This window comes from Conexibacter sp. DBS9H8, from assembly GCF_023330685.1.
Lineage (GTDB): Bacteria > Actinomycetota > Thermoleophilia > Solirubrobacterales > Solirubrobacteraceae > Palsa-465.
The window spans coordinates 1,139,284-1,157,358 of record NZ_CP097128.1 but is presented as its reverse complement, the minus strand read 5'-3'; the positions used below and the strand labels follow the sequence as shown (position 1 = coordinate 1,157,358).

Genomic DNA, 18,075 nt, shown 5'->3' with positions numbered 1-18,075 from the left:
CTTCCCCGGCCCGGACAAACCTTCATGAAACAGCCTCCGCGGTGAGCAGGTCGCGCGGTCGAATCGGCTGGATGTGAGTGCTGGTGTGAAAGCGAGCGCCACGGGCAGCCGCTGGCCTCCTTTCGCAAGTCTCCGGACCGACAGTCTCCTCCGCCGCTCCGAGTGCGGAGCAGCAGTACGACGGTCTTTATCGCAATGCTCGCGAGGGCGCACGATGCCCCCGATCACGTTGTCGGCCCACCACGGCCCCTGGTACGTCGTACCGTGAGCCGACTCATCCCGGCGGCTACGCCGCCCGAAGAGAGAGCCCGCTTGAGACGCCCGAAGAGCCTGCTTGGGATCGCGTCGCGCGCGGACATTATTCTGTCGCGGATGAATTCGGCTTGACCTGACACCCGAGTGTCAGGCTTATTGTGTGTGTGTGGAACGGACGGTCACCCAGATTGCCGCGGCGGTGGGGCTGCCGAGTCGCACCGTGCGCTACTACGACAGCATCGGTTTGGTGTCGCCGTCGGCGCGCAGCGATGCCGGGTATCGGCTCTATGACGCCGAGGCTGAGGGCAAGCTGCGCTTCGTTCGTCAGGCCAAGGCGCTCGGCTTCAGCCTTGAGGAGGTCCGGCAGCTGATCGCCGCTGCCGAGAGCGGCTGCTGCGGGCAGGTCGTGCCCGAGCTGCAGCGCCTGCTCTCCGAAAAGGTGGCCGAGATTGACCAGCGGATCGGGGAGCTCAGCGCGTTTCGTCAGCATCTTGTCGATTACGCCGAGGGCGACGGCGGCGGCTGCGGCTGTCAGGGTCACGGCGCCTTCTGCGGCTGCTTGAGCGACGTTCCGCTTCTTCAGATCAACAACGGAAAGGAAGACCTGCATGTGTGAATGCTGCAACTCGACCACTACGATGACGCCGGAGGTGGAGTCTAAAACACTCGCTCAAACCGCCTCCGACTGCGGGTGCGGCTGCGGCGGCGCTTGCGGCTGCGGCGAGGCGCGCGATCCGGCCGAAGGAGATGAGCGCTCCGGTCGAACGCGCCGGCCAGCTGTGCTGGCCCTGCGGGCGCCAAACCGCATTGCGCTCTGGCAGGGCACGCGTCTGCGGCTGGCCGGCCACCGCGCCTTGTGCGGAGGTCTTGGCGACACCGAAAGGGTCGTCTAATGTGCCTGCCGATGGTGGTAGCTGGGGCAAGCGCCGCCGCCGGCGGCGGCGCTGGAGCGCTCGCGGTGGTGGCGGTATACAGTCGCCGAGCGCGCCGAAGCATACGCCGGCTGCTCAAGGGCCCCATAGCAGCAGACCAGGTCCGCTCCGACGTTCCCGAGCCAGCGCAGGGTCCGGCCGTGAGTGACGCGCGGCCCGAGCGACAGCGCGATCCGGTGAGTGCGTCTCCCGACCCTCCGGCCCAACCGTTGGTATCGCGATGATCAGGCTCGCTCGGCTCGAGCCGGCTCGGCTGGGCGGGTACTGGGCTTGCGTGGCGGCCGGGGAACCCTCACCTCGTTGGGTGAGGCGAGGACAACAGGTTCCGCCGGGGAGCGCAGAGATCGCCGCGGGCGAACTCGAGGCGCTCGTGGGAGGCGGCGAGCCTGGCGTGCGATCAGCGATAGGACGGCGCCGGGCCGCGGGGTTCGAGCTCACGTTCACCGCGCCAGCCCGCTTCGGCGTGGCGTGGGCTCTGGCCGGAGAACGGCCCGCTGACGTCATCGACGCGGCGCAGAGCCGGTCCGTCGCGGCGGCCATCGGGCTGTCCTGCAAGCTGATGGCCCTCTTCAGCGTGCTCGGTGGGCCCCTCCGAAACGGCGACAAGGGGATCATCGTGGCGGCATTCCGCCACCACAGCACGCAGTTTGGCGAGCCCAAGCTCCACGATCACGTGCTGGTGGTGCTTGCTGGGAACGCCGACGGCCCGCGCAGAGCTATGGCCCCCAGCGCGGCGCTGTTCGCCAGCTTGGTGGTAGCTGCGCCGACATACTCGTTGTGCTTGCGCTCCATGCTGCGGAATATGGACGGGGTGACAGGCACCCCGCTCTCCAAGGAGATCCGCCGTGCTCTTGCGCCGCCCCGTTGGCGGGTACGTCGTCCCCGCTCGATGCCGGCTGACGCTGATCCCCAGCAGCTCGTGACGATCGCGCAGCTGCGGCGCTCATGGCGGGAGACCGCCAAACGAGCCATGCCAAACGGCAACACCCCTGTCAGCGCGAGAGCGGAGTCCGAAGAGGGGCTCACCTCCTCTTCTCTTTCTGGGTGACCTCTCGGGCTATGCGAGCGTCTCGCGGTCCGACTGCATGATCGATCTGGCGCGTGTTATCGGCCGCTTTCAGAGGATTGCGCAACCGCTCGTCGCCACAGCCGCGAACGTCAGCGCCTGCAACGTGCGGCCCCATCGACCCCGAGCAATCCATCGATCGCGAGCGATCTCGCACCCGCCGCTTGTGCTCCTTCGCCAGCACCGCGAGCTTGGAACCCTCCCGCGCCAAGGGAGAGCCGCTGCGCCTCGGTTTGAGCGCGACCCGTTCGGGCACGCGTCCGCCACCGCTTTCATCGTTGAGCGAGTTACTCCGGACGTCGGCGTGCTCAGAACAAGTCCGCCGGTGGTCGGATAGCACGGCGCCATACGGGCGAGAAACGTGGCAGCACTGGGGCAGCAACTCACGGCCAGTGCTGTCCTCTCAAGGCCTCTCATGGATCGTCCGGGTACACGGACATCTCACCAAAGCACCTGCACCCGCGGGAAATGCCGCCGAAACAAAGGCGATTCGCGCTCCAGGCCCAAAATGGGGGTAGCGCTTTACGAGTGAAGTGCTCTACCAGCTGAGCTACGTCGGCGTGTGCAGGGTTCCTGGACTCGGCGGCCCCGCGATCCGATGCTTGGAAGCGCGGGTACAGCAAATTCCTGATCGACCACTGCTGGCGGCAAGCGTAGCTAACGCCCCGCGACCGCGGAGAGGTCCGGGATCGCCGGATCGCCGATCCCGGACATGGCCCAGGATCCGACTTTCGGCCTCCGCTGACTTTGGGCCCTCGTCCTCGAGGTTCACTACGGCGAAGGGAATAGCTGCGCGTGATGATCGGGCGATTAGGATCCGTCCCTGATGGTTGCTCGCGGCGGCCTGCGCCAGATGATCGAGGGGCGTGAACCCGGGGTCGGGGGCGAGTTTCTGCTGGAGCGTGATGCGGTGCTGACCGCGATCGAGGATGCGATCAGCGCTGTCGGGCGGGGTGGTGGTGAGTCCGTGTTCGTGATCGGTACGGCCGGGATCGGCAAGACGTCGGTCCTCGGGGCGGCCGCGGCGGCGGCTCGGGCGCAGGGGTTTCGGATCGCCACGGCCGTTGGGAGTCCGATGGAGGTGGGCTTGCCGTTTGGGCTGTTCTCGCAGGCCGTCGTGGCGTTGGGGGGTGCTGCTGTTGAGGATGTGGTGCGGTTGGAGCGCCTCGGTGGCCAGCCGGCACGGTTTTATCGAACGTTGCGCTGGCTGGGGGAGCTGGCAGCCCGCACGCCGGTGTTTCTGGCGCTGGATGACTTGCATTGGAGCGACCCGGACTCGCTCGCGCTGTTGGGCTTCCTGTGCCGACGTTTGACGACCAGTCGCGTTCTGGTCCTCGGCTCGCTGCGGCCCGAGTCTGATCCCGCCTCCGCACTCGTGCAGGAGTTGGTCGTGAGCGGCCACGCGCGAGTGGTGGAGCTGGAGGCGCTCAGCCCGCAGGCTTCCGAAGCGCTCGTGGCCCGGATCGCGTCACGCCCGCTGGATGCGGGGCAGGGCGATCAGCTGTGGCGGGCGTGCGCGGGCACGCCGCTGCTACTGGAGGCCGGGGCCTGGGTCCTCAATGCCGGGGGGGCGCTGGATGTTGGACATGGAGGCACGCTCGGGCGGGCGTTTTTGCTGCAACGGTTCGCCGGGGTTGGTGATGAAGCGTTTGGTTACCTGCACGCGGCGTCGATCTTCGGCGTGCGGTTCGCGCCCAAGGTCGCAGCGGCGCTGGCTGACCTCGATCCTGTGGCCGCGCAGGCGGCGCACATGCGCCTGGTACGGGCACGCTTGCTCGATGATCTCGGCGCCGGTGAAGCGGCATTCGTGCATCCGCTGTTCGCTCAGGCGCTGCTGGAGAGCCAGCCGCTCTCTGAGCGTGAGCGCCTTCACGCGGCTGCCTTCCGGCTGCTGGTCGCTGCCGGCGCACCGGATGCCGTTGCCGCCGCGCATGCGGCCGCGGGCAGGTTGATCGGCGACCCCTTAGCGGTCCAAGTCGCCGCGCGGGCAGGCCGGGCGGCGCTTGGCCAGGGGGCGCTGGAAGCTGCCTGCGTGCATCTCGCGAGCGCCGCCGAGCTCGCCCAGGACACGGCAGACGGCGAGCTTCTGCTCGAGTACGCGTCCGCGCTCGCCGCGCGGGCTCAGATCGATGCTGCCCGCGTGGTCTGCGAGAGGCTTCTCGCACGGCCCGCTCTCGAGCTCGGCGCGCGGGCGCGCGCCCTGGCGCTGCTCGGGCGAGGCGCGATGGTCGCCGGTCGCCCGGCGGTGGCCGAGAGTTTCTTCGATCAGGCGGTGGCCGCTGCGACCCTTGCCGGCCCGGCGGTCGAAGCGGCGACTCTCGCCGATGCGGCGGTCACCTGCCACGTGGCCTCACCGATTCCCTGGGTGATCACGATCACCTCGCGCGCGCTTGCGCTGCTGGGGGCTGACGCTCCGACCCGTCCCCGACTGGAGTTCCTCAGTGCCTATTCGAGGCTGATGGGGGGCGATCCATGCGGAGTTGCGCTGCTCACGCGTGAGACGAAGCGCTGGTCGGCTCGGACCGATCCGAGCGACAGCGGGTGGGCCTGGACGATGGCGGTTCATTCACTGAACACGTTCAAGCTGCTGGAGGACCCTGCCGGTGCCACAGACCTGTTCGAGCGTGAGTTCGCGGCGGCGATCGAAGATGGCGCCCCGATCTTGATCAACGCCCTCGCTGGGGCCTACGCCGACGCCGTTCACAGGCTCGGGCGTACACGCGAGGCACTCGAGCTGGTGCAGGGCGCGATCTCCCTGAGCGCCGTGCCGATGGCTCCGTGGATGGACCTCGCCCAGGCCGTGCTGCTGACAGAACTCGGTCGCGATGAGGACGCCCGCGCGCACTTTGAGGTGCTGCGCTCCTTCACGTCGGGGAACCCGCCGCGGTATTACGCGCCGGTATCGCTCTGGCTTGACCTGCTCGATGCGAGAAGGCTGCTGGCCTCCGGCGAACCCGAGCACGCGTCTGACACGATGGTGCACGCCGCCGAGATTGCAGAGCTGACGGGATGGCGCGAGCCGTGCATCGTTCCGTGGGCCAGCGTCGGGATCGAAGCCCACCTCTCCGCGGGGCGCGTCGACCGCGCGCGCGCGCTGATCGAAGATCTCGAACTGCTCGCCCACCCCTTATCATGCCGCTGGCCACGGGCCGTCCTGGCGCTCGGACACGCGCGCATCGCCGCGGCCGAGGGGCGGTTACAGGAGGCCGACCGGCGGTTCGAGGCGGCGCTCGGAATCTTCGCCGAACTGCCGATGCCGATCCACCACGCGGATGCGCTGATCAGCCACGGCGTGTATCTCCGCCGCAGCGGCAGGCCGCGTGAGGCGCGCGAGCCGCTGAGCCTTGCGCTCTCACTTGCTGAGCGCACCGGCTCCGAGCGAGCGGCAAGGCTCGCGCGCGCTGAGCTTGGGGCGGCTGGCGGCAGACGCCGGCGACGGGATCGCGACTCCACCGAGCTGACCGCTCAGGAGCAGCGCGTCGCCGGGCTCGCCGCAGAGGGATTGAGCAACGCGCAGATCGCCGCGGTGCTGCAGCTCTCGCCAAGGACGGTCGGACACCATCTCGGGCACGTCTACGCCAAGCTGGGCGTCAGCACCCGGCGCGCGCTGATCGCAGATCGGACCGAGCGAGACTGACCTGAGCGCGGGAAGCGGACCGTAAAAGATAGGTCGCGTTACCGATGCTAACGGGGCGCGGATGTCCTTAGGTTTGTGGTAGGTGGACGCAGGCGAGCGGATCGTTGATCCGCCCGGTGCCGATCTGAGGCCAGTCCAGGAGGGTTGTGGTGGGGCTGATCGAGAAGCTGAAGGAGGGGGCCGAGCAGGCCACCAACCGCGCTCGTGAGAGCGTCCGGGAGACGCAGCTCAGGCACGATCTCACCCGGGCCTACGGCGAGCTTGGCCGCGCAACGTTCGCGCTGCTCGAGCACGGCGGCCTCGAGCACGAGGGGCTGAGACCTGGCGTCGAGCACATACGAGAGCTCGAGACACAACTCGCGGGGCTCGCCTCAGAGACGGCATAGGTCGCGAACCATGGCATCGACGCACAGATGGAGGAGAACCGCATGAGAACGGTCAGGCTGCGCAGATCAGCTGGGCGCTATCGGCGTCGTCTCTGGTTCGCGATCGCGAACGCGATTGCGATCGCGGGCATCCTTGTGCTTGTTCCCGCAAGCGCCCTAGCGTCAAACGGTTGGTCGGTGCCCAGCAGCATTGACGGGACCAACGCCTTTGAGTCGGTGTCGTGCCCATCGTCGTCGTTCTGCGTCGCGGTCGACGCTGCCTCGCCCGCGAACGTGCTGACCTATGACGGCAGCTCGTGGCGCACAAGCGCGAGCATTGACGGCGGCAACGTCGTTCGGTCGGTGTCGTGCGCTTCATCGTCCTTCTGCGTCGCGGTTGACGACAACGGCAACGCGCTCACCTTCAACGGCAGCACGTGGAGCGCGCCGGTCGACATCGACGCGACGAACGTCATCAGCTCGGTGTCGTGTCCGTCGGCCTCCTTCTGCGCGGCCGTAGACAACGCCGGAAACGCCTTGACCTACAACGGCAGCAGCTGGAGCTCCACCCCGGTCCAGTCGGCGACGTTTTTCTCGGTGTCCTGCCCATCCTCGTCATTCTGCCTCGCGGCGCTCAACACCAGTCACGGCGATGAGGCCGTGATCTACAACGGGAGCTCGTGGAGCATCTCGGGGAATGCCGATGACCCCAGCGTTTACCCGGTCGAGTCGGTGTCGTGCGTCTCCGCGATGTTCTGCGCCGCCGTCGACGGGGATGGCAACGCCATGATCTATGACGGCAGCAACTGGAGCGCGCCGGCTCGGATCGACGGCGGCAACGATCTCACGGCCGTGTCGTGCCCGTCAGCGTCATTCTGCACCGCGGTGGACTATGCGACTGGGGTAACCGGCAATGCTTTCACCTACAACGGCAGTAGCTGGAGTGCGCCTGCCGCCATTGACGGCGCTGGCGCGCTCAACTCGCTGTCATGTCCGTCGACGTCGTTCTGTGCCGCCGTCGATGGCGCTGGGAACGTGCTCACCTACTCCGCGAGCCCACCGCCACCCCCGCCCCCCACGTTGACGGTGTCGCTCAGGGGGATCAGCCGCGGCACGGGTAGCGTCAGCGGCTCAGGGATCTCGGGTCTTGTGACGTTTTCGTGGGTCAGTTCACCCGTCCTGGCAGTGGCGGGCAGAGCCCTGAGAGCGTGAGCATCGCCAACGCGATCAGCGCGTGAGCGGAGTGGAACCCGTATGCGCGCCGGGTGATCAGACGGATCTGGGTGTTGATCTGCTCAACCCGGGCGTTGGACAGTCCGAGACGGACCGCGGCGAGAATCCCGTCCCGCTGGGCTTTGATCGTTCTGGCGAGCTTGCAGAACGCTGGCAGCCGACATCGCCGCGCCCAGGACAGCCAGCCGTCCAGCAGCCGTTCGGCCTCCTCGGGCGTGTCGGCCTGATAGATCTGGCGCAACTGTTCTTTGAGCAGATAGGCGCGGTAGAGCGGCCCGTTGAGCTTCTGGATCTCAGACAGCTTGGCGACTTGGCGGTCGGTGAGGTGCTCAGGGTTCTTCCAGACACAGAATCGGGCGCCCTTGAGGTCCTTGGCCAGGGTCAGGTTCTTCTCGCGTCGCGCGTCGCGCCAGAGCTCGCGGCGGACCTCATCGAGCGCGTCGGTCGCGAGTGCGATCACGTGGAACGGGTCCACGCACCGCTCCGCCCACGGGACCCGTTCAGCGACCGCGGAGCTGATCCAGCCGGCCATGTCACAGCTCACCGATTCGATCTCTTTGCAGCGTTCTTCGCCAAGCTGGTCAAAGAACGCGAGCACGGTCCGGCGGTCACGGCCGGGGGCGGCCCACACCAGCCGGCCGGTGTGGTGGTCAACGACAACGGTGAGGTATCTCTGACCGCGCTGGTGGCTGATCTCATCGATCCCGATGCTCTTGAGCCCCGCCAGCAGATCAACGCTCAACCCCGCTTCGCCGCAGACGCGTTCCAGGATCGTGCCGACAGACCGCCAGGAGCAGCGCATCAGCTCAGCGACAGCCTTCTTGGAGCAGTTCACCGCCAGCCAGGCGCATTGATCCTCAAAGGCGCGGGTGAAGCGGCTGTCATGGCGTGCCCACGGGACACGGGCGACGACAACCCCGTGACGGGCACAGGACACGCGCGGGGCGTCAGCCTCGATCCAACAGAAGCTGGTCCCGAGGTCCATCGCCCGCCAGCGCCGCCGTCCGCCACCACGGTCAAAGCGCCCAGACCGCCGGCCACAGATCCCACAGCGGTCCCGTTGACGCCAGCCCGGCCGGACCGACACGACGACCTCTACTTCCTCCCCAGCGTCGTTGACTGTCACGTCCTCGATCACCGCCCCGCGCAGCCCAAGCAGCCGCGCCCATATTCTGATGCTGCGCACGTCTCGTTTCGCCTCCAGTCGATCCCAGCCTTCGAACAGCCGGAAAGGCTAGAAGCGACGGGGCGTGCGCCCCATTCTCAGCCAGTCACCGCACCCACGAGAACGTCACAAGCGCCGGGATCTCCTGCCCGGGCACCTGCTCACAGAGCTACCCCGCGGGCACGAGAGTCACGCTGAGCGCCCGAGCCGCCGCGGGATCGACGTTCGCCGGCTGGAGCGGAGCGTGCACGGGGACCGGCGGGTGCTATCTGCTGATGAGCTCAGATCACGCCGTCACCGCAAGCTTCATTCCCGCAGTCGCGGTGCTCTCCGGGCTGCGGCTGGTGCCGCACAGGTTTCACGCCGGGCGCAGCGGGCCGTCCGTCCCACCGAACTCAGGACCACGCGGCAGGGCGAGCGGCGCGGTCGTGAGCTACCGGGACAGCCTCGCGGCGACGAGCACCTTGCGGCTGCTGCGCTGGACGCCGCTGACCCACTGCACCCCGCGCCGCACTCTCCCCGGACACGGGACCATCGGCGGCTGCAGGCGCATCGGCTGGCACTTGGTGACGGTCGGTTCCTTCACCCATCAGGACTACGCTGGGATCAACCGGTTCCGCTTCAGCGGACGCGTGAACGGCCACCCACTCAAGCCCGGACGCTACACCCTACAGGTCACTGCGGCGCTGTTTGGGCGACAGAGCCGGGAGATCAGCGCTCAGTTCACGATCCTGTCCCCACCGAGATGACGGTCTCCGCGCACGTCGCACTGCGGCATTCTCGGCTCTGGACCGGAACGACTCGTGGCGGGGCGAGCGAGCATGCCCGACCCAGGGTGGGAAACAGCGGGTCCCTAAACGCCGGTGGTGTCGGTGCCGCCGTCACGGGGCACGAACAGAAGACGAAGAATCACAACCGCCAGGACCCGGCCCGGACCGCGCGCTGCTTCCCCTGCCGTGGCTCACAGCCGGCCGGCCCGGTCTTCTCCTAGCCGAGGTTCGGGCTATTTCATGTCAAGGAGCCGCCCGATCGACGCGCCGTCAATTCCAAGCATCGGTCTGCGCGAGCGAAACTGGTTTCGGACCGCTCTCGTTGGGATAATCGTCGGGGTGCTGATGCTCGTCGGGTCGGGGATGGCGCTGGCCGCAAGTGGCTGGTCGACGCCATCCAGCGTTGACGGCACGAACCTGATCTCGTCAGTGTCATGCCCGTCACCATCGTTCTGCATCGCGGTGGACGGCCAGGGCAACGCACTGAGCTTCAACGGCAACTCCTGGAGCGCCCCGACCGCGATCGACAGTTACGCGCTCAATGCGGTGTCCTGCCCATCAGTGTCGTTCTGCGTCGCAGTGGATGGGCAGGGGAATGCGCTGACCTTCAACGGCAGCTCCTGGAGCGCGGCGGACAGCATCGATACGAACGGACTGGAGTCGGAGTCGTGCACGTCTACGTCGTTCTGCGCCGCTGTGGACTCCAGCGGCTATGCGCTGACCTTCAACGGCAGCTCATGGAACTCAGCGGGCGACATCGCCAACCAGAACCCGCTTCCGTCGGTGTCGTGTCAGTCGTCATCATTCTGCGTGGCCGTGGACAACCAGGGCAACGCTCTCACCTACGACGGCAGCTCATGGAGCGGTCCCGAGCCGATCGACACCGCCAGCCTCTCCTCGGTGGCGTGCCCCTCGGTCTCCATGTGTATCGCGGTCGATACCCAGGGCAACGAGCTGAGCTTCAACGGCAGCTCGTGGAGCGCTCCGGCACGTATCGACAGCGCCGGCGCGCCGGTATCAGTGTCGTGCCCGTCGACCTCGTTCTGCGCCGCGGTGGACAACGGCGGCTACGCGCTGACATATGACAACGGGCTCTGGAGTCCCCCTGCCAGCATCGATGCGGCCACCCCGCTGTCCGCGGTGTCGTGCGCGTCGGCGTCGTTCTGCGCGGCGGCGGACGGCAGCGGAAACGCGCTCATCTATTCGCCGTTGAATCAGCACACGCTGACGGTGGTGATACAGGGCAGCGGCACCGTGAGCGGCTCCGGAATCTCCTGCCCAGGGACCTGCTCGCAGAGCTACCCCGCCGGCACAGCGGTCGCGCTGGACGCAATGCCAGCAACGGGATCTGCGTTTGACGGCTGGAGCGGAGCGTGCGCCGGTAGCGGCGGCTGCAATCTGACGATCAGCGGCAACGAGGCCGTCACCGCGAGTTTCGCCCCGGCCACGACGCCAGTGATCAGCGATTTCCAGATTTCGCCTCCCAGGTTCGAGGCTGGCGGGCCGGCTCAGGTGGTGGCCACCTACAACCTCTCTGAGCCGGTGTCAGTGCACTTCGTGCTGCAGCTCAAGGTCGCTGGGCGGCGCGTCAACGGCAGCTGCGTTCCAGCGAACCTCACGAACGCGAACAGACCGGCCTGCTCCCGCTATGTGTCCTTTGGCGGACCCGGCCTGACCGTCCCGGCGCCACCCGGCCCCAACACCCTGTTCCTGACCGCCGGCATGTTCAACACCCTCAGTGGTGGGACGGCCGCCGGCGCGTCGCATCTGAAGCCCGGCTCCTACCGCGTCCAGGTGACCCCGGTGGGGGGCAAGACGGCGCAAGCCGACTTCACCGTCACCCCGCCGAAGAAGGTCCTGATCGTGATCCAACCGGTGACCGTCAGTGGCTCGGCGAGGGACGTAGTTCATTTTGTGACCAGGGATAATCCGTGCACCGGTGATGGGACGATGACGTTCACGTGGTCGACACAGGGGCTGCCGGGCGGACGCGCCCCCGGGGTGTTCTCACCCCGGATCGGCGTGCTTCTGTTGGGCGCGCACGGCTTCTTGCCCGGGACGTTCTCATTCGACGAGAACGTCACGTGCCCACCCGGCGCCTCTGTTGACGATCCTCATCCACGCTGCGGGCCGGTCCCGGCCAGGTATGCACTGTTCCTATGGTTTGTAACGCTTCCCAACCCGCGCTTGGGCGGCCCCGGCCTGAGTTCCTGTGTCGGCAAGGCGCTCCCGGCCGACTACGTCTCCAGTGACGGCCACATCTCGCCGCCGGACAAGGTCAAGCTCCATTGCAAGAAGGGCACCTCCCCAACGTTCCGAGACTGCACGGTTGAGCCAGGCACCAAGGTCACGTTTTCCGGGAGCGGGTCGATGACCCTCTGTCAGCGGCGACCGATCGGCTACATCCGATGCCTTGAGCTCCCCGGCGGCGGACCGCTGGGAACCGGTTCTGAGTTCAGCAGCTGGGAGGACCAACAGACATGGCGACTGCAGGTCAAGTTCAGCACGCCGAAGTGTTATGAGGTCGTACCCGGAAAACCGCGCAAGAAAGTGAGTTGCCCACACGCGTAGCCCGCGAAGGTGGCGGCGTGGCCCGAACCCCGCTGAGACGGGCTTCGGGCCACGCGTCCCCGCCATCCGCCGGGCCCTCAGTCGCCCAGCGCCCCCGGGTCGGCGGGCACGTCGACGGCGTGCTCCCGCAAGACCTCGAGCGGGACGATCTCCAGCGCACGCTCGTGGGTGGAGGCGAGGACGACGAAGGCAGCCGCACCGTCAAGGTGGGCCCGCAGCCAGTTGACCGCCGTCACGCACCAGCGGTCACCGGGCACCAGGCCGGGGAAGTGGTACTGGGGCATCGGCGTGCTCAGGTCGTTGCCGATCCGCTGCTGGTGGTCGAGAAAGTCGACGGTGACCACGGCGCAGATGGTGTGGCTGCCGAGATCCTCCGGTCCAGTTCGGCAGCACCCGTCCCGGAAGAAGCCGGTGACCGGGTCGACCCCGCAGGGCGCGAGCGGGCCACCGAGGACGTTGCGTTCGGGCATGGGCGCAGTATCGCGCCCCACGCCAGCGCATCGTCCCACCCTTCACCGGCGCGCCGCGCCCTATCCCCGCCGGCGCCGGAACGTGTTGACCCCGGTCCCCAGCAGCGCCTCGAGCGTCGCCCGCCACGGCCCGTAGGCCGGGTCCGGTGCCTTGCCGTCGCTGAGGCGGTGGATCTGATGCTGGGTCCACATCAGGTCCGCGGCGGCGTCGAGGGCGCGGATCCCGATCGTGTGGAGGGCGAACTGCGAGCGGGTGTGATCGGGGGCGGCCAGCAGCCGGCGGGACAGGTCGGGCTCGAGGGCGAGGGGGCGGGCGAGGCCGATCACGTCGACGGCGCCGGCCGTGAGGGCCGCCTGCATCGCCGCCCCGGAGCGGAAGCCGCCGGTGACCATCAGTGGGACGGAGCTGACCGCCCGAACCTGTTCGGCGAACTCGAGGAAGTAGGCCTCCCGGGCGATCGTCGACTCCGCGAGGGTGCCGGCCATCGCCGGGGCCTCGTAGGTGCCGCCGGAGATCTCGAGCAGGTGGATCCCGGCCGCCTCGAGTTCGGCGATCACCGCGAGGGACTCCTCCTCGCTGAAGCCGCCGCGCTGGAAGTCGGCCGAGTTGAGCTTGAGTGCGAGGATCTTCTCCGGCCCGATCTCCGCCCGGATCGCGGCGGCGACCTCAAGCAGGAACCGGCGCCGGCGCTCGGGGTCGCCACCCCAGTCGTCGGTGCGGACGTTCGCCTTGGGGGAGAGGAACTGGGAGATGAGGTAGCCGTGGGCACCGTGGATCTGCACCCCGTCAAAGCCGGCGGCGCAGACGAGCCGGGCGGTCGTGGCAAACCGCTCGATCAGCTCGAGGATCTCCGCGTGGGTGAGGGCGCGCGGTGTCGGGAACGCCCCCTTGATCGCGACCGGGATCGCGCTCGGGGCGACGACGCGCGCCGACAGCCCCGTCGGGGTCTGGCGCCCCGGATGGTTGAGCTGCACGATCGCCTGAGTCCCGCCGGTACGGGCGGCCGCCGCCCAGCGGGCGAGGCCGTCGAGGTGGCGGTCGTCCTCGACGATCACGTTGCGCGGCTCGCCGATCGAGCGGGCGTCGATCATCACGTTGCCGGTGATCGTCAGGCCGAGTCCGCCGGCGGACCAGTGCCGGTAGAGGGTCTCCAGCGCGCCGGTCGGCGCACCGCTGCGCAGGTCACCGAGCTGCTCGCTCATTGCCGCCTTGGCGATCCGGTTGGGCAGCACGGCGCCGTTGGCGAGCGTGAGGGGGGCCGACAGGGAGGCGGCGGTCGTCTGGGTCGCCATGGCGATCCTTGGTCGGGGCGGACGGGTTCGGCTCGCACCAACCGACAGGCGTGTCGGCAGTCGCGCGCACCGGAATCTAACGGGCCGGGTGCCGGAACGGCCCTCCGGTCGCGCAGATGACCACGTTGCCCCTACCCTCCGGGCCGGTGCCGCGCATCCTGCTCATCCGCCACGGCCAGGCCTCCTTCGGCGCCGCCGACTACGACGCGCTGTCGGAGCGCGGCCACGCCCAGGCGGCGCTCACCGTTGAGGCGCTCGCCCGCCAGGGCGTTCGGGCGGACCGGATCGTGACCGGGAGCCTGACCCGCCAGCGTGAGACCGCCGCCCCGATCGGCGCCCGCCTCGGAGCGAGCGTCGACACCGACCCGCGCTGGAACGAGTACGCGATCGAGGCGCTGCTCGCCGCCCACCCGCCGGCCGCCCCGCCGACCCTGGCCGCCCCGCCCACCCCGGCCGCCTTCCAGGCCCTGCTCGAAAGCTCGCTCACCGCTTGGATCGCCGCGGGGGCGGCAAGCCCCGCGCCCGAGTCCTACCCGGCCTTCCGCGCCCGGACCGACGCGGCCCTCCGTGACCTTGCCGCCGACCTCAGGGCCGGCCAGACCGCCATCGTGGTCAGCTCCGGTGGGGTGATCGCCGCCGTCTGCGCGACCCTGCTGGAACTCCCGACCGCCGGCTGGCTGAGCCTCAACCGGGTCGCCGTCAACACTGCGATCACCCGTCTGTCGAGCGGCCGCCGCGGCCTCTCCCTGCTCGCCTTCAACGAGCAGAGCCACCTCGGGCCCGACCCGGGGCTGCTCACCTACCGGTAGCCGGCCGCGCCGCTCAGCGCAGCCCGCGGGCGGTCAGCCAGTCCTCGGCGAGGATCGCCCAGCGTTCATGGTCACGCCAGCGCCCGCCGATCTTCAGATACCGCGGGGAGAATCCCTCGCGCTGGAACCCGGCCCGCCGAGCGAGGGCGAGCGACGGCTCGTTCCCCGGCTGGATGTTCGCCTCCAGCCGGTGCAACCTGAGCTCGAGGAAGGCGACCTCCAGGACCTGCTCGATCGCCTCGGCCATGTACCCCTGGCCGGCGTAGGGCCGCCCGATCGCGTAGCCGAGGTAGGCGCTCTGAAACAGCCGCCGCACAATCTGGGAGATGTTGAAGAAGCCGAGGATCGCGTCGTCCTCCCGGCGGCAGACGAGCAGGGCGACGAAGTTGTCGCGCTTGGCATCCTCGAGGTAGGCGACGAACCGCTCATGGTCACTCGGCGCCGACGCCCACGGCCGGTGAAAGGTCGCCGAGGCCTGCATCAGGGTGATGAACTCCCGTTCGTCAGCCGGCCCGGGACCGCGCAGGTACACCCTCGAGCGGCCACCGGTGCGCCTACCGCCGGCGCGCGTGAGCATCTCACTCATCACCGCTCACCGGTTCAGCGCGTCCTCGATCCGGTAGGCGAGCGCCTCCAGCGCGAGGTCCTCGTTGACGTTCAACACCAGCGTGATCCGGGTCGCCTCGACCTCGGCGACGGCGGCGATGAGGCGCTCCGGCGCCGGCCCGCCCCCGGCGTCTGCACCAACCCCGCCGCCGCCCGCAGAACCCCGGACCCGCGGTCCCCCACCCGGGCCCGCCACCGCCGCCGCTGCCGCCGCCGGTCCCGGCAGACCGGCGGCGGGCCGCTCACCCGCCGGGACCGACAGGCGTCCGGAGGCGTCGAGGCGATCGGAGTTGCGGACCTCATCGGCTGCCCCCCAGGCGAGCGCCGCCCCGTCGAGCAGCCACGCCTCGATCAGCGTGAGGGCGAGCCCGAGCGCACCCGTCTCGACCCGCCGGCGCACCCGCCGGGTCCGTTCCTCCCACTCGCGGCCGACCCGGGTGCGGTCCCGGCGCGAGACGATCGCCAGCTCAGCCTCGGCGGCGGCCGCGAGCTCGGCCGCGACCGCCTCCCCGCGCGCCCGGACCGCCTCGAGCAGGCCCCGCCAGGGTGCGGCCGTCGCGCTCTCCCCGGCGATCGCGATCACCGCGAACCGCTCGGCGGCAGCCCGCAGCTCGGCCCCGGCCGGGCTCGCGAGCTCACGGGCGACGTTCGCGTCGCCGAGGCTGAGCCGGGCGAGGGCCGCGGCGGTGTCGGCCGGGACCCCGGCGACGGCCAGTTCGGCGGCGAGCGCCGCCGGCGAGGGCCCGTCGAAGCGGACGAGCTGGCAGCGGCTGGCGATCGTCGCCATCACCTCGGCCGGCCGGTCGGCGATGAGGATCAGGTGAACGTAGGCGGGCGGTTCCTCGAGCGTCTTCAGCAGCCGGTTGGCGGCCGCCTCACCGAGTGAGTCGGCGCCGTCGATGACGAACACGCGCCGGGTCGCCTCAAACGGCGTCCGGGTCGCCGCCGCGACGACGGCGGCGTCGATGTCGGAGACGAGGATCTCGTGCGCGCCGCTCGGGGCGACCCAAGTGAGATCGGGGTGGGCGCCCGAGATCGCCCGTGCCCGGGCGCTCCCGGGGTCCGCGGCGTTCTCGGCGAGCAGGTCGGCGGCGATCAGCCGGGTGAGGCGGCGCTTGCCCGCCCCGCCGGGGCCGTGGAACAGGTAGGCGTGGGAGGGCCGCCCGGCACTGAGGGCGGGAGCGAGGACCGCGCGGGCGTGGGGGTGGTCGTCGAGGGCGACAGCCATCACCCTCGATGCTAAAGCCCGGTCGCTACCGTCACCACCGCGATGGCGCTGATCACGATCGAGGGGGTGGACGGGACCGGCAAGACGACGCTCGCCCACGCCCTCGCCGACGCCCTCGGACGGCGCGGGCAGACCGTCCGGTGCCTGCGCGAACCCGGCGGGGTGGCGGTGTCAGAGGCGATCCGTGCCCTCGTCAAAGACCCGGCGCTCGTCATCGGTGACCGTGCCGAGGCGCTCCTGTATGCGGCCGCCCGCGCCCAGCTCGTCGAGGAGCGCCTCCTCCCCGCCCTCGCCGCCGGCGAAACGGTGATCCTCGACCGCTACATCGACTCCTCGCTCGCCTACCAGGGCGGCGGACGCGGGCTCGGGGTTGGCGCGGTCGCGGCGATCAACGCCTTCGCGGCGGGCGGACTGGCGCCCGACCGGACCCTGTGGCTCGACCTCGCCCCCGAACTCGCCGCCGCCCGCGCGACCGCGCGCGGGGAGGCGCCGGACCGGCTCGAGCAGGCCGGGGAGGCGTTCTACGCCCGGGTCCGAGCCGCCTACGCCGCGCTCGCCGCCGCCGAGCCGGGGCGGATCATCCGGATCGACGCGGGACAATCGCCGGAGGCTGTGCTCGACGCCGCCCTCACCGCCCTCGCCGACCTGACGTTTTGAGGCGGCCTCAGCCGCCGGCGGGATATCCATGCGGGTGGGCCTGAGCGAACGCCCACGCGTCGGCGATCATCGCCTCCAGCGACGGTTTGGCCGGTACCCACCCGAGCTCGTCGGCGATCCGTTCCGACGAGGCGATGAGCGCGGGCGGGTCCCCGGGCCGGCGCGGCGCCTCACGAGTCGGGATCGCCTGCCCGGTGACCTGCTCGGCGGCGGCGATCACCTCCCGCACGCTGAACCCGCTGCCGGTGCCGAGGTTGAAGATGCGGTGCTCGCCTGCGCGGGCGCCGTGCAGGGCGAGGACGTGGGCGGCAGCGAGGTCGTTGATGTGGATGTAGTCGCGCACCGCCGTCCCGTCCGGGGTCGGGTAGTCGCTGCCGAACACCGACACCGCGTCACGCTCGCCGAGGGGCACCTTGAGCACGTTCGGGATCAGGTGGGTCTCGGGGTCATGGGCCTCACCGATGTGACCGGCGGCGTGGGCGCCGGCGACGTTGAAGTACCGCAGCGACACCGCCCCGAGCCCGTGGGCGGTGCAGAACCCGCCGATCATCAGGTCGACGGCGAGCTTGGAGGCGCCGTAGGGGTTGCTCGGCCGGGTCGGCGCGTCCTCGCGGATCGGGACCGTCTCGGGGACGCCGTAGGTCGCCGCGGTCGAAGAGAACACGAGCCGCGGGATGCCGTGGGCGACGATCGCCTCGAGCAGGTGGAGCGAGCCGAGCACATTGTTCTCCCAGTAGCGCCCGGGCGCGCTCATCGACTCCCCGACGAGCGACAGTGCGGCGAAGTGCAGCACCCCGTCATATCCGCCGGCGAGGGCGGCGTGGACGGCGGCGCCGTCCCGCAGGTCGAGCTCGACGAACGCGGCCCCCGGGGCGACCGCCGCCCGGTGGCCGGTCGACAGGTTGTCGAGCACGGTCAGCTCGTGTCCGGCGCCGAGCAGATGACGCGAGACGATCGACCCGACGTAGCCGGCGCCACCGGTGAGCAGGAGCCTCATTGGAAGCCAGGAGGTTATCCC

15 protein-coding genes and 1 pseudogene are annotated in these 18,075 nt (G+C 69.7%); 10 read left to right on the top strand and 6 right to left on the bottom strand.

Going from position 1 to position 18,075, the window contains the following annotated elements:
* Positions 1-421 precede the first annotated feature (421 nt).
* From M3M55_RS05400 to M3M55_RS05380, 5 genes are all read left to right on the top strand, one after another.
* The gene (locus M3M55_RS05400; RefSeq protein WP_249011806.1) at positions 422-871 is read left to right on the top strand and encodes a MerR family DNA-binding protein; all 450 of its coding nucleotides are present in this window, start codon (positions 422-424) and stop codon (positions 869-871) included.
* Positions 872-1,407: 536 nt separating this feature from the next.
* Entirely contained in the window at positions 1,408-2,235 is an 828-nt protein-coding gene (locus M3M55_RS05395) for a relaxase domain-containing protein (RefSeq protein WP_249011805.1), read from the top strand.
* Positions 2,236-3,079: 844 nt separating this feature from the next.
* Positions 3,080-5,890 carry an AAA family ATPase gene (locus M3M55_RS05390; protein ID WP_371878728.1) on the top strand — a complete coding sequence of 937 codons (2,811 nt, stop codon included), beginning with the start codon at positions 3,080-3,082 and terminating at the stop codon, positions 5,888-5,890.
* A gap of 149 nt (positions 5,891-6,039) precedes the next feature.
* Entirely contained in the window at positions 6,040-6,276 is a 237-nt protein-coding gene (locus M3M55_RS05385) for a hypothetical protein (RefSeq protein ID WP_249011803.1), read from the top strand.
* Positions 6,277-6,303: 27 nt separating this feature from the next.
* Entirely contained in the window at positions 6,304-7,467 is a 1,164-nt protein-coding gene (locus M3M55_RS05380; RefSeq protein ID WP_249011802.1) for a hypothetical protein, read from the top strand.
* Here the strand turns inward: M3M55_RS05380 and M3M55_RS05375 are convergent.
* A complete protein-coding gene (locus tag M3M55_RS05375) occupies positions 7,421-8,674 on the bottom strand; it encodes an ISL3 family transposase (RefSeq protein ID WP_249010767.1) in 1,254 nt (417 codons plus the stop codon). The genes M3M55_RS05380 and M3M55_RS05375 overlap by 47 nt on opposite strands.
* A gap of 119 nt (positions 8,675-8,793) precedes the next feature.
* Here M3M55_RS05375 and M3M55_RS17555 point away from each other — a divergent pair.
* The 3 genes and pseudogenes from M3M55_RS17555 to M3M55_RS05365 all read left to right on the top strand — a co-directional run.
* Positions 8,794-8,949 (top strand): annotated as a pseudogene (locus M3M55_RS17555) (hypothetical protein); the annotation flags it as partial.
* A 132-nt stretch (positions 8,950-9,081) separates the two neighbouring features.
* Entirely contained in the window at positions 9,082-9,402 is a 321-nt protein-coding gene (locus M3M55_RS05370) for a DUF3324 domain-containing protein (RefSeq protein WP_249011801.1), read from the top strand.
* 366 nt (positions 9,403-9,768) lie between these two features.
* Positions 9,769-11,994: a hypothetical protein gene (locus M3M55_RS05365; RefSeq protein ID WP_249012447.1), complete on the top strand. Its 2,226-nt coding sequence runs from the start codon at positions 9,769-9,771 to the stop codon at positions 11,992-11,994.
* 77 nt (positions 11,995-12,071) lie between these two features.
* Here M3M55_RS05365 and M3M55_RS05360 read toward each other — a convergent pair whose 3' ends face one another.
* Complete coding sequence (locus tag M3M55_RS05360; protein ID WP_249011800.1) at positions 12,072-12,464, bottom strand: DUF2237 family protein; 393 nt, start codon at positions 12,462-12,464, stop codon at positions 12,072-12,074.
* A 60-nt stretch (positions 12,465-12,524) separates the two neighbouring features.
* A complete protein-coding gene (locus M3M55_RS05355) occupies positions 12,525-13,757 on the bottom strand; it encodes an NADH:flavin oxidoreductase/NADH oxidase family protein (RefSeq protein WP_249011799.1) in 1,233 nt (410 codons plus the stop codon).
* Between the two features lie 116 nt (positions 13,758-13,873).
* Here M3M55_RS05355 and M3M55_RS05350 point away from each other — a divergent pair, with 116 nt between their 5' ends.
* Positions 13,874-14,566, top strand: a complete 693-nt coding sequence (locus tag M3M55_RS05350; RefSeq protein WP_249011798.1) for a histidine phosphatase family protein — start codon at positions 13,874-13,876, stop codon at positions 14,564-14,566.
* A gap of 13 nt (positions 14,567-14,579) precedes the next feature.
* Here M3M55_RS05350 and M3M55_RS05345 read toward each other — a convergent pair whose 3' ends face one another.
* Positions 14,580-15,152 carry a GNAT family N-acetyltransferase gene (locus tag M3M55_RS05345; RefSeq protein ID WP_249011797.1) on the bottom strand — a complete coding sequence of 191 codons (573 nt, stop codon included), beginning with the start codon at positions 15,150-15,152 and terminating at the stop codon, positions 14,580-14,582.
* 6 nt (positions 15,153-15,158) lie between these two features.
* Positions 15,159-16,400: a hypothetical protein gene (locus M3M55_RS05340; protein ID WP_249011796.1), complete on the bottom strand. Its 1,242-nt coding sequence runs from the start codon at positions 16,398-16,400 to the stop codon at positions 15,159-15,161.
* A gap of 42 nt (positions 16,401-16,442) precedes the next feature.
* On the opposite strand from M3M55_RS05340, the gene tmk reads away from it, so the two are divergent.
* Positions 16,443-17,057: a dTMP kinase gene (gene tmk / locus M3M55_RS05335; protein WP_249011795.1), complete on the top strand. Its 615-nt coding sequence runs from the start codon at positions 16,443-16,445 to the stop codon at positions 17,055-17,057.
* A gap of 7 nt (positions 17,058-17,064) precedes the next feature.
* Here tmk and galE read toward each other — a convergent pair whose 3' ends face one another.
* A complete protein-coding gene (galE, locus tag M3M55_RS05330) occupies positions 17,065-18,054 on the bottom strand; it encodes a UDP-glucose 4-epimerase GalE (protein ID WP_249011794.1) in 990 nt (329 codons plus the stop codon).
* Between the last annotated feature and the right edge of the window lie 21 nt (positions 18,055-18,075).

Bases quoted from the DNA above. Each gene is read 5' to 3' on its own strand.
- M3M55_RS05395 (WP_249011805.1), top strand. From the start codon at position 1,408: ATGATCAGGCTCGCTCGGCTCGAGCCGGCTCGGCTGGGCGGGTACTGG.
- M3M55_RS05390 (WP_371878728.1), top strand. From the start codon at position 3,080: ATGGTTGCTCGCGGCGGCCTGCGCCAGATGATCGAGGGGCGTGAACCC.
- M3M55_RS05380 (WP_249011802.1), top strand. From the start codon at position 6,304: ATGGAGGAGAACCGCATGAGAACGGTCAGGCTGCGCAGATCAGCTGGG.
- M3M55_RS05365 (WP_249012447.1), top strand. From the start codon at position 9,769: ATGCTCGTCGGGTCGGGGATGGCGCTGGCCGCAAGTGGCTGGTCGACG.
- M3M55_RS05360 (WP_249011800.1), bottom strand. From the start codon at position 12,464: ATGCCCGAACGCAACGTCCTCGGTGGCCCGCTCGCGCCCTGCGGGGTC.
- M3M55_RS05355 (WP_249011799.1), bottom strand. From the start codon at position 13,757: ATGGCGACCCAGACGACCGCCGCCTCCCTGTCGGCCCCCCTCACGCTC.
- M3M55_RS05350 (WP_249011798.1), top strand. From the start codon at position 13,874: ATGACCACGTTGCCCCTACCCTCCGGGCCGGTGCCGCGCATCCTGCTC.
- M3M55_RS05345 (WP_249011797.1), bottom strand. From the start codon at position 15,152: ATGAGTGAGATGCTCACGCGCGCCGGCGGTAGGCGCACCGGTGGCCGC.
- M3M55_RS05340 (WP_249011796.1), bottom strand. From the start codon at position 16,400: ATGGCTGTCGCCCTCGACGACCACCCCCACGCCCGCGCGGTCCTCGCT.
- tmk (WP_249011795.1), top strand. From the start codon at position 16,443: ATGGCGCTGATCACGATCGAGGGGGTGGACGGGACCGGCAAGACGACG.
- galE (WP_249011794.1), bottom strand. From the start codon at position 18,054: ATGAGGCTCCTGCTCACCGGTGGCGCCGGCTACGTCGGGTCGATCGTC.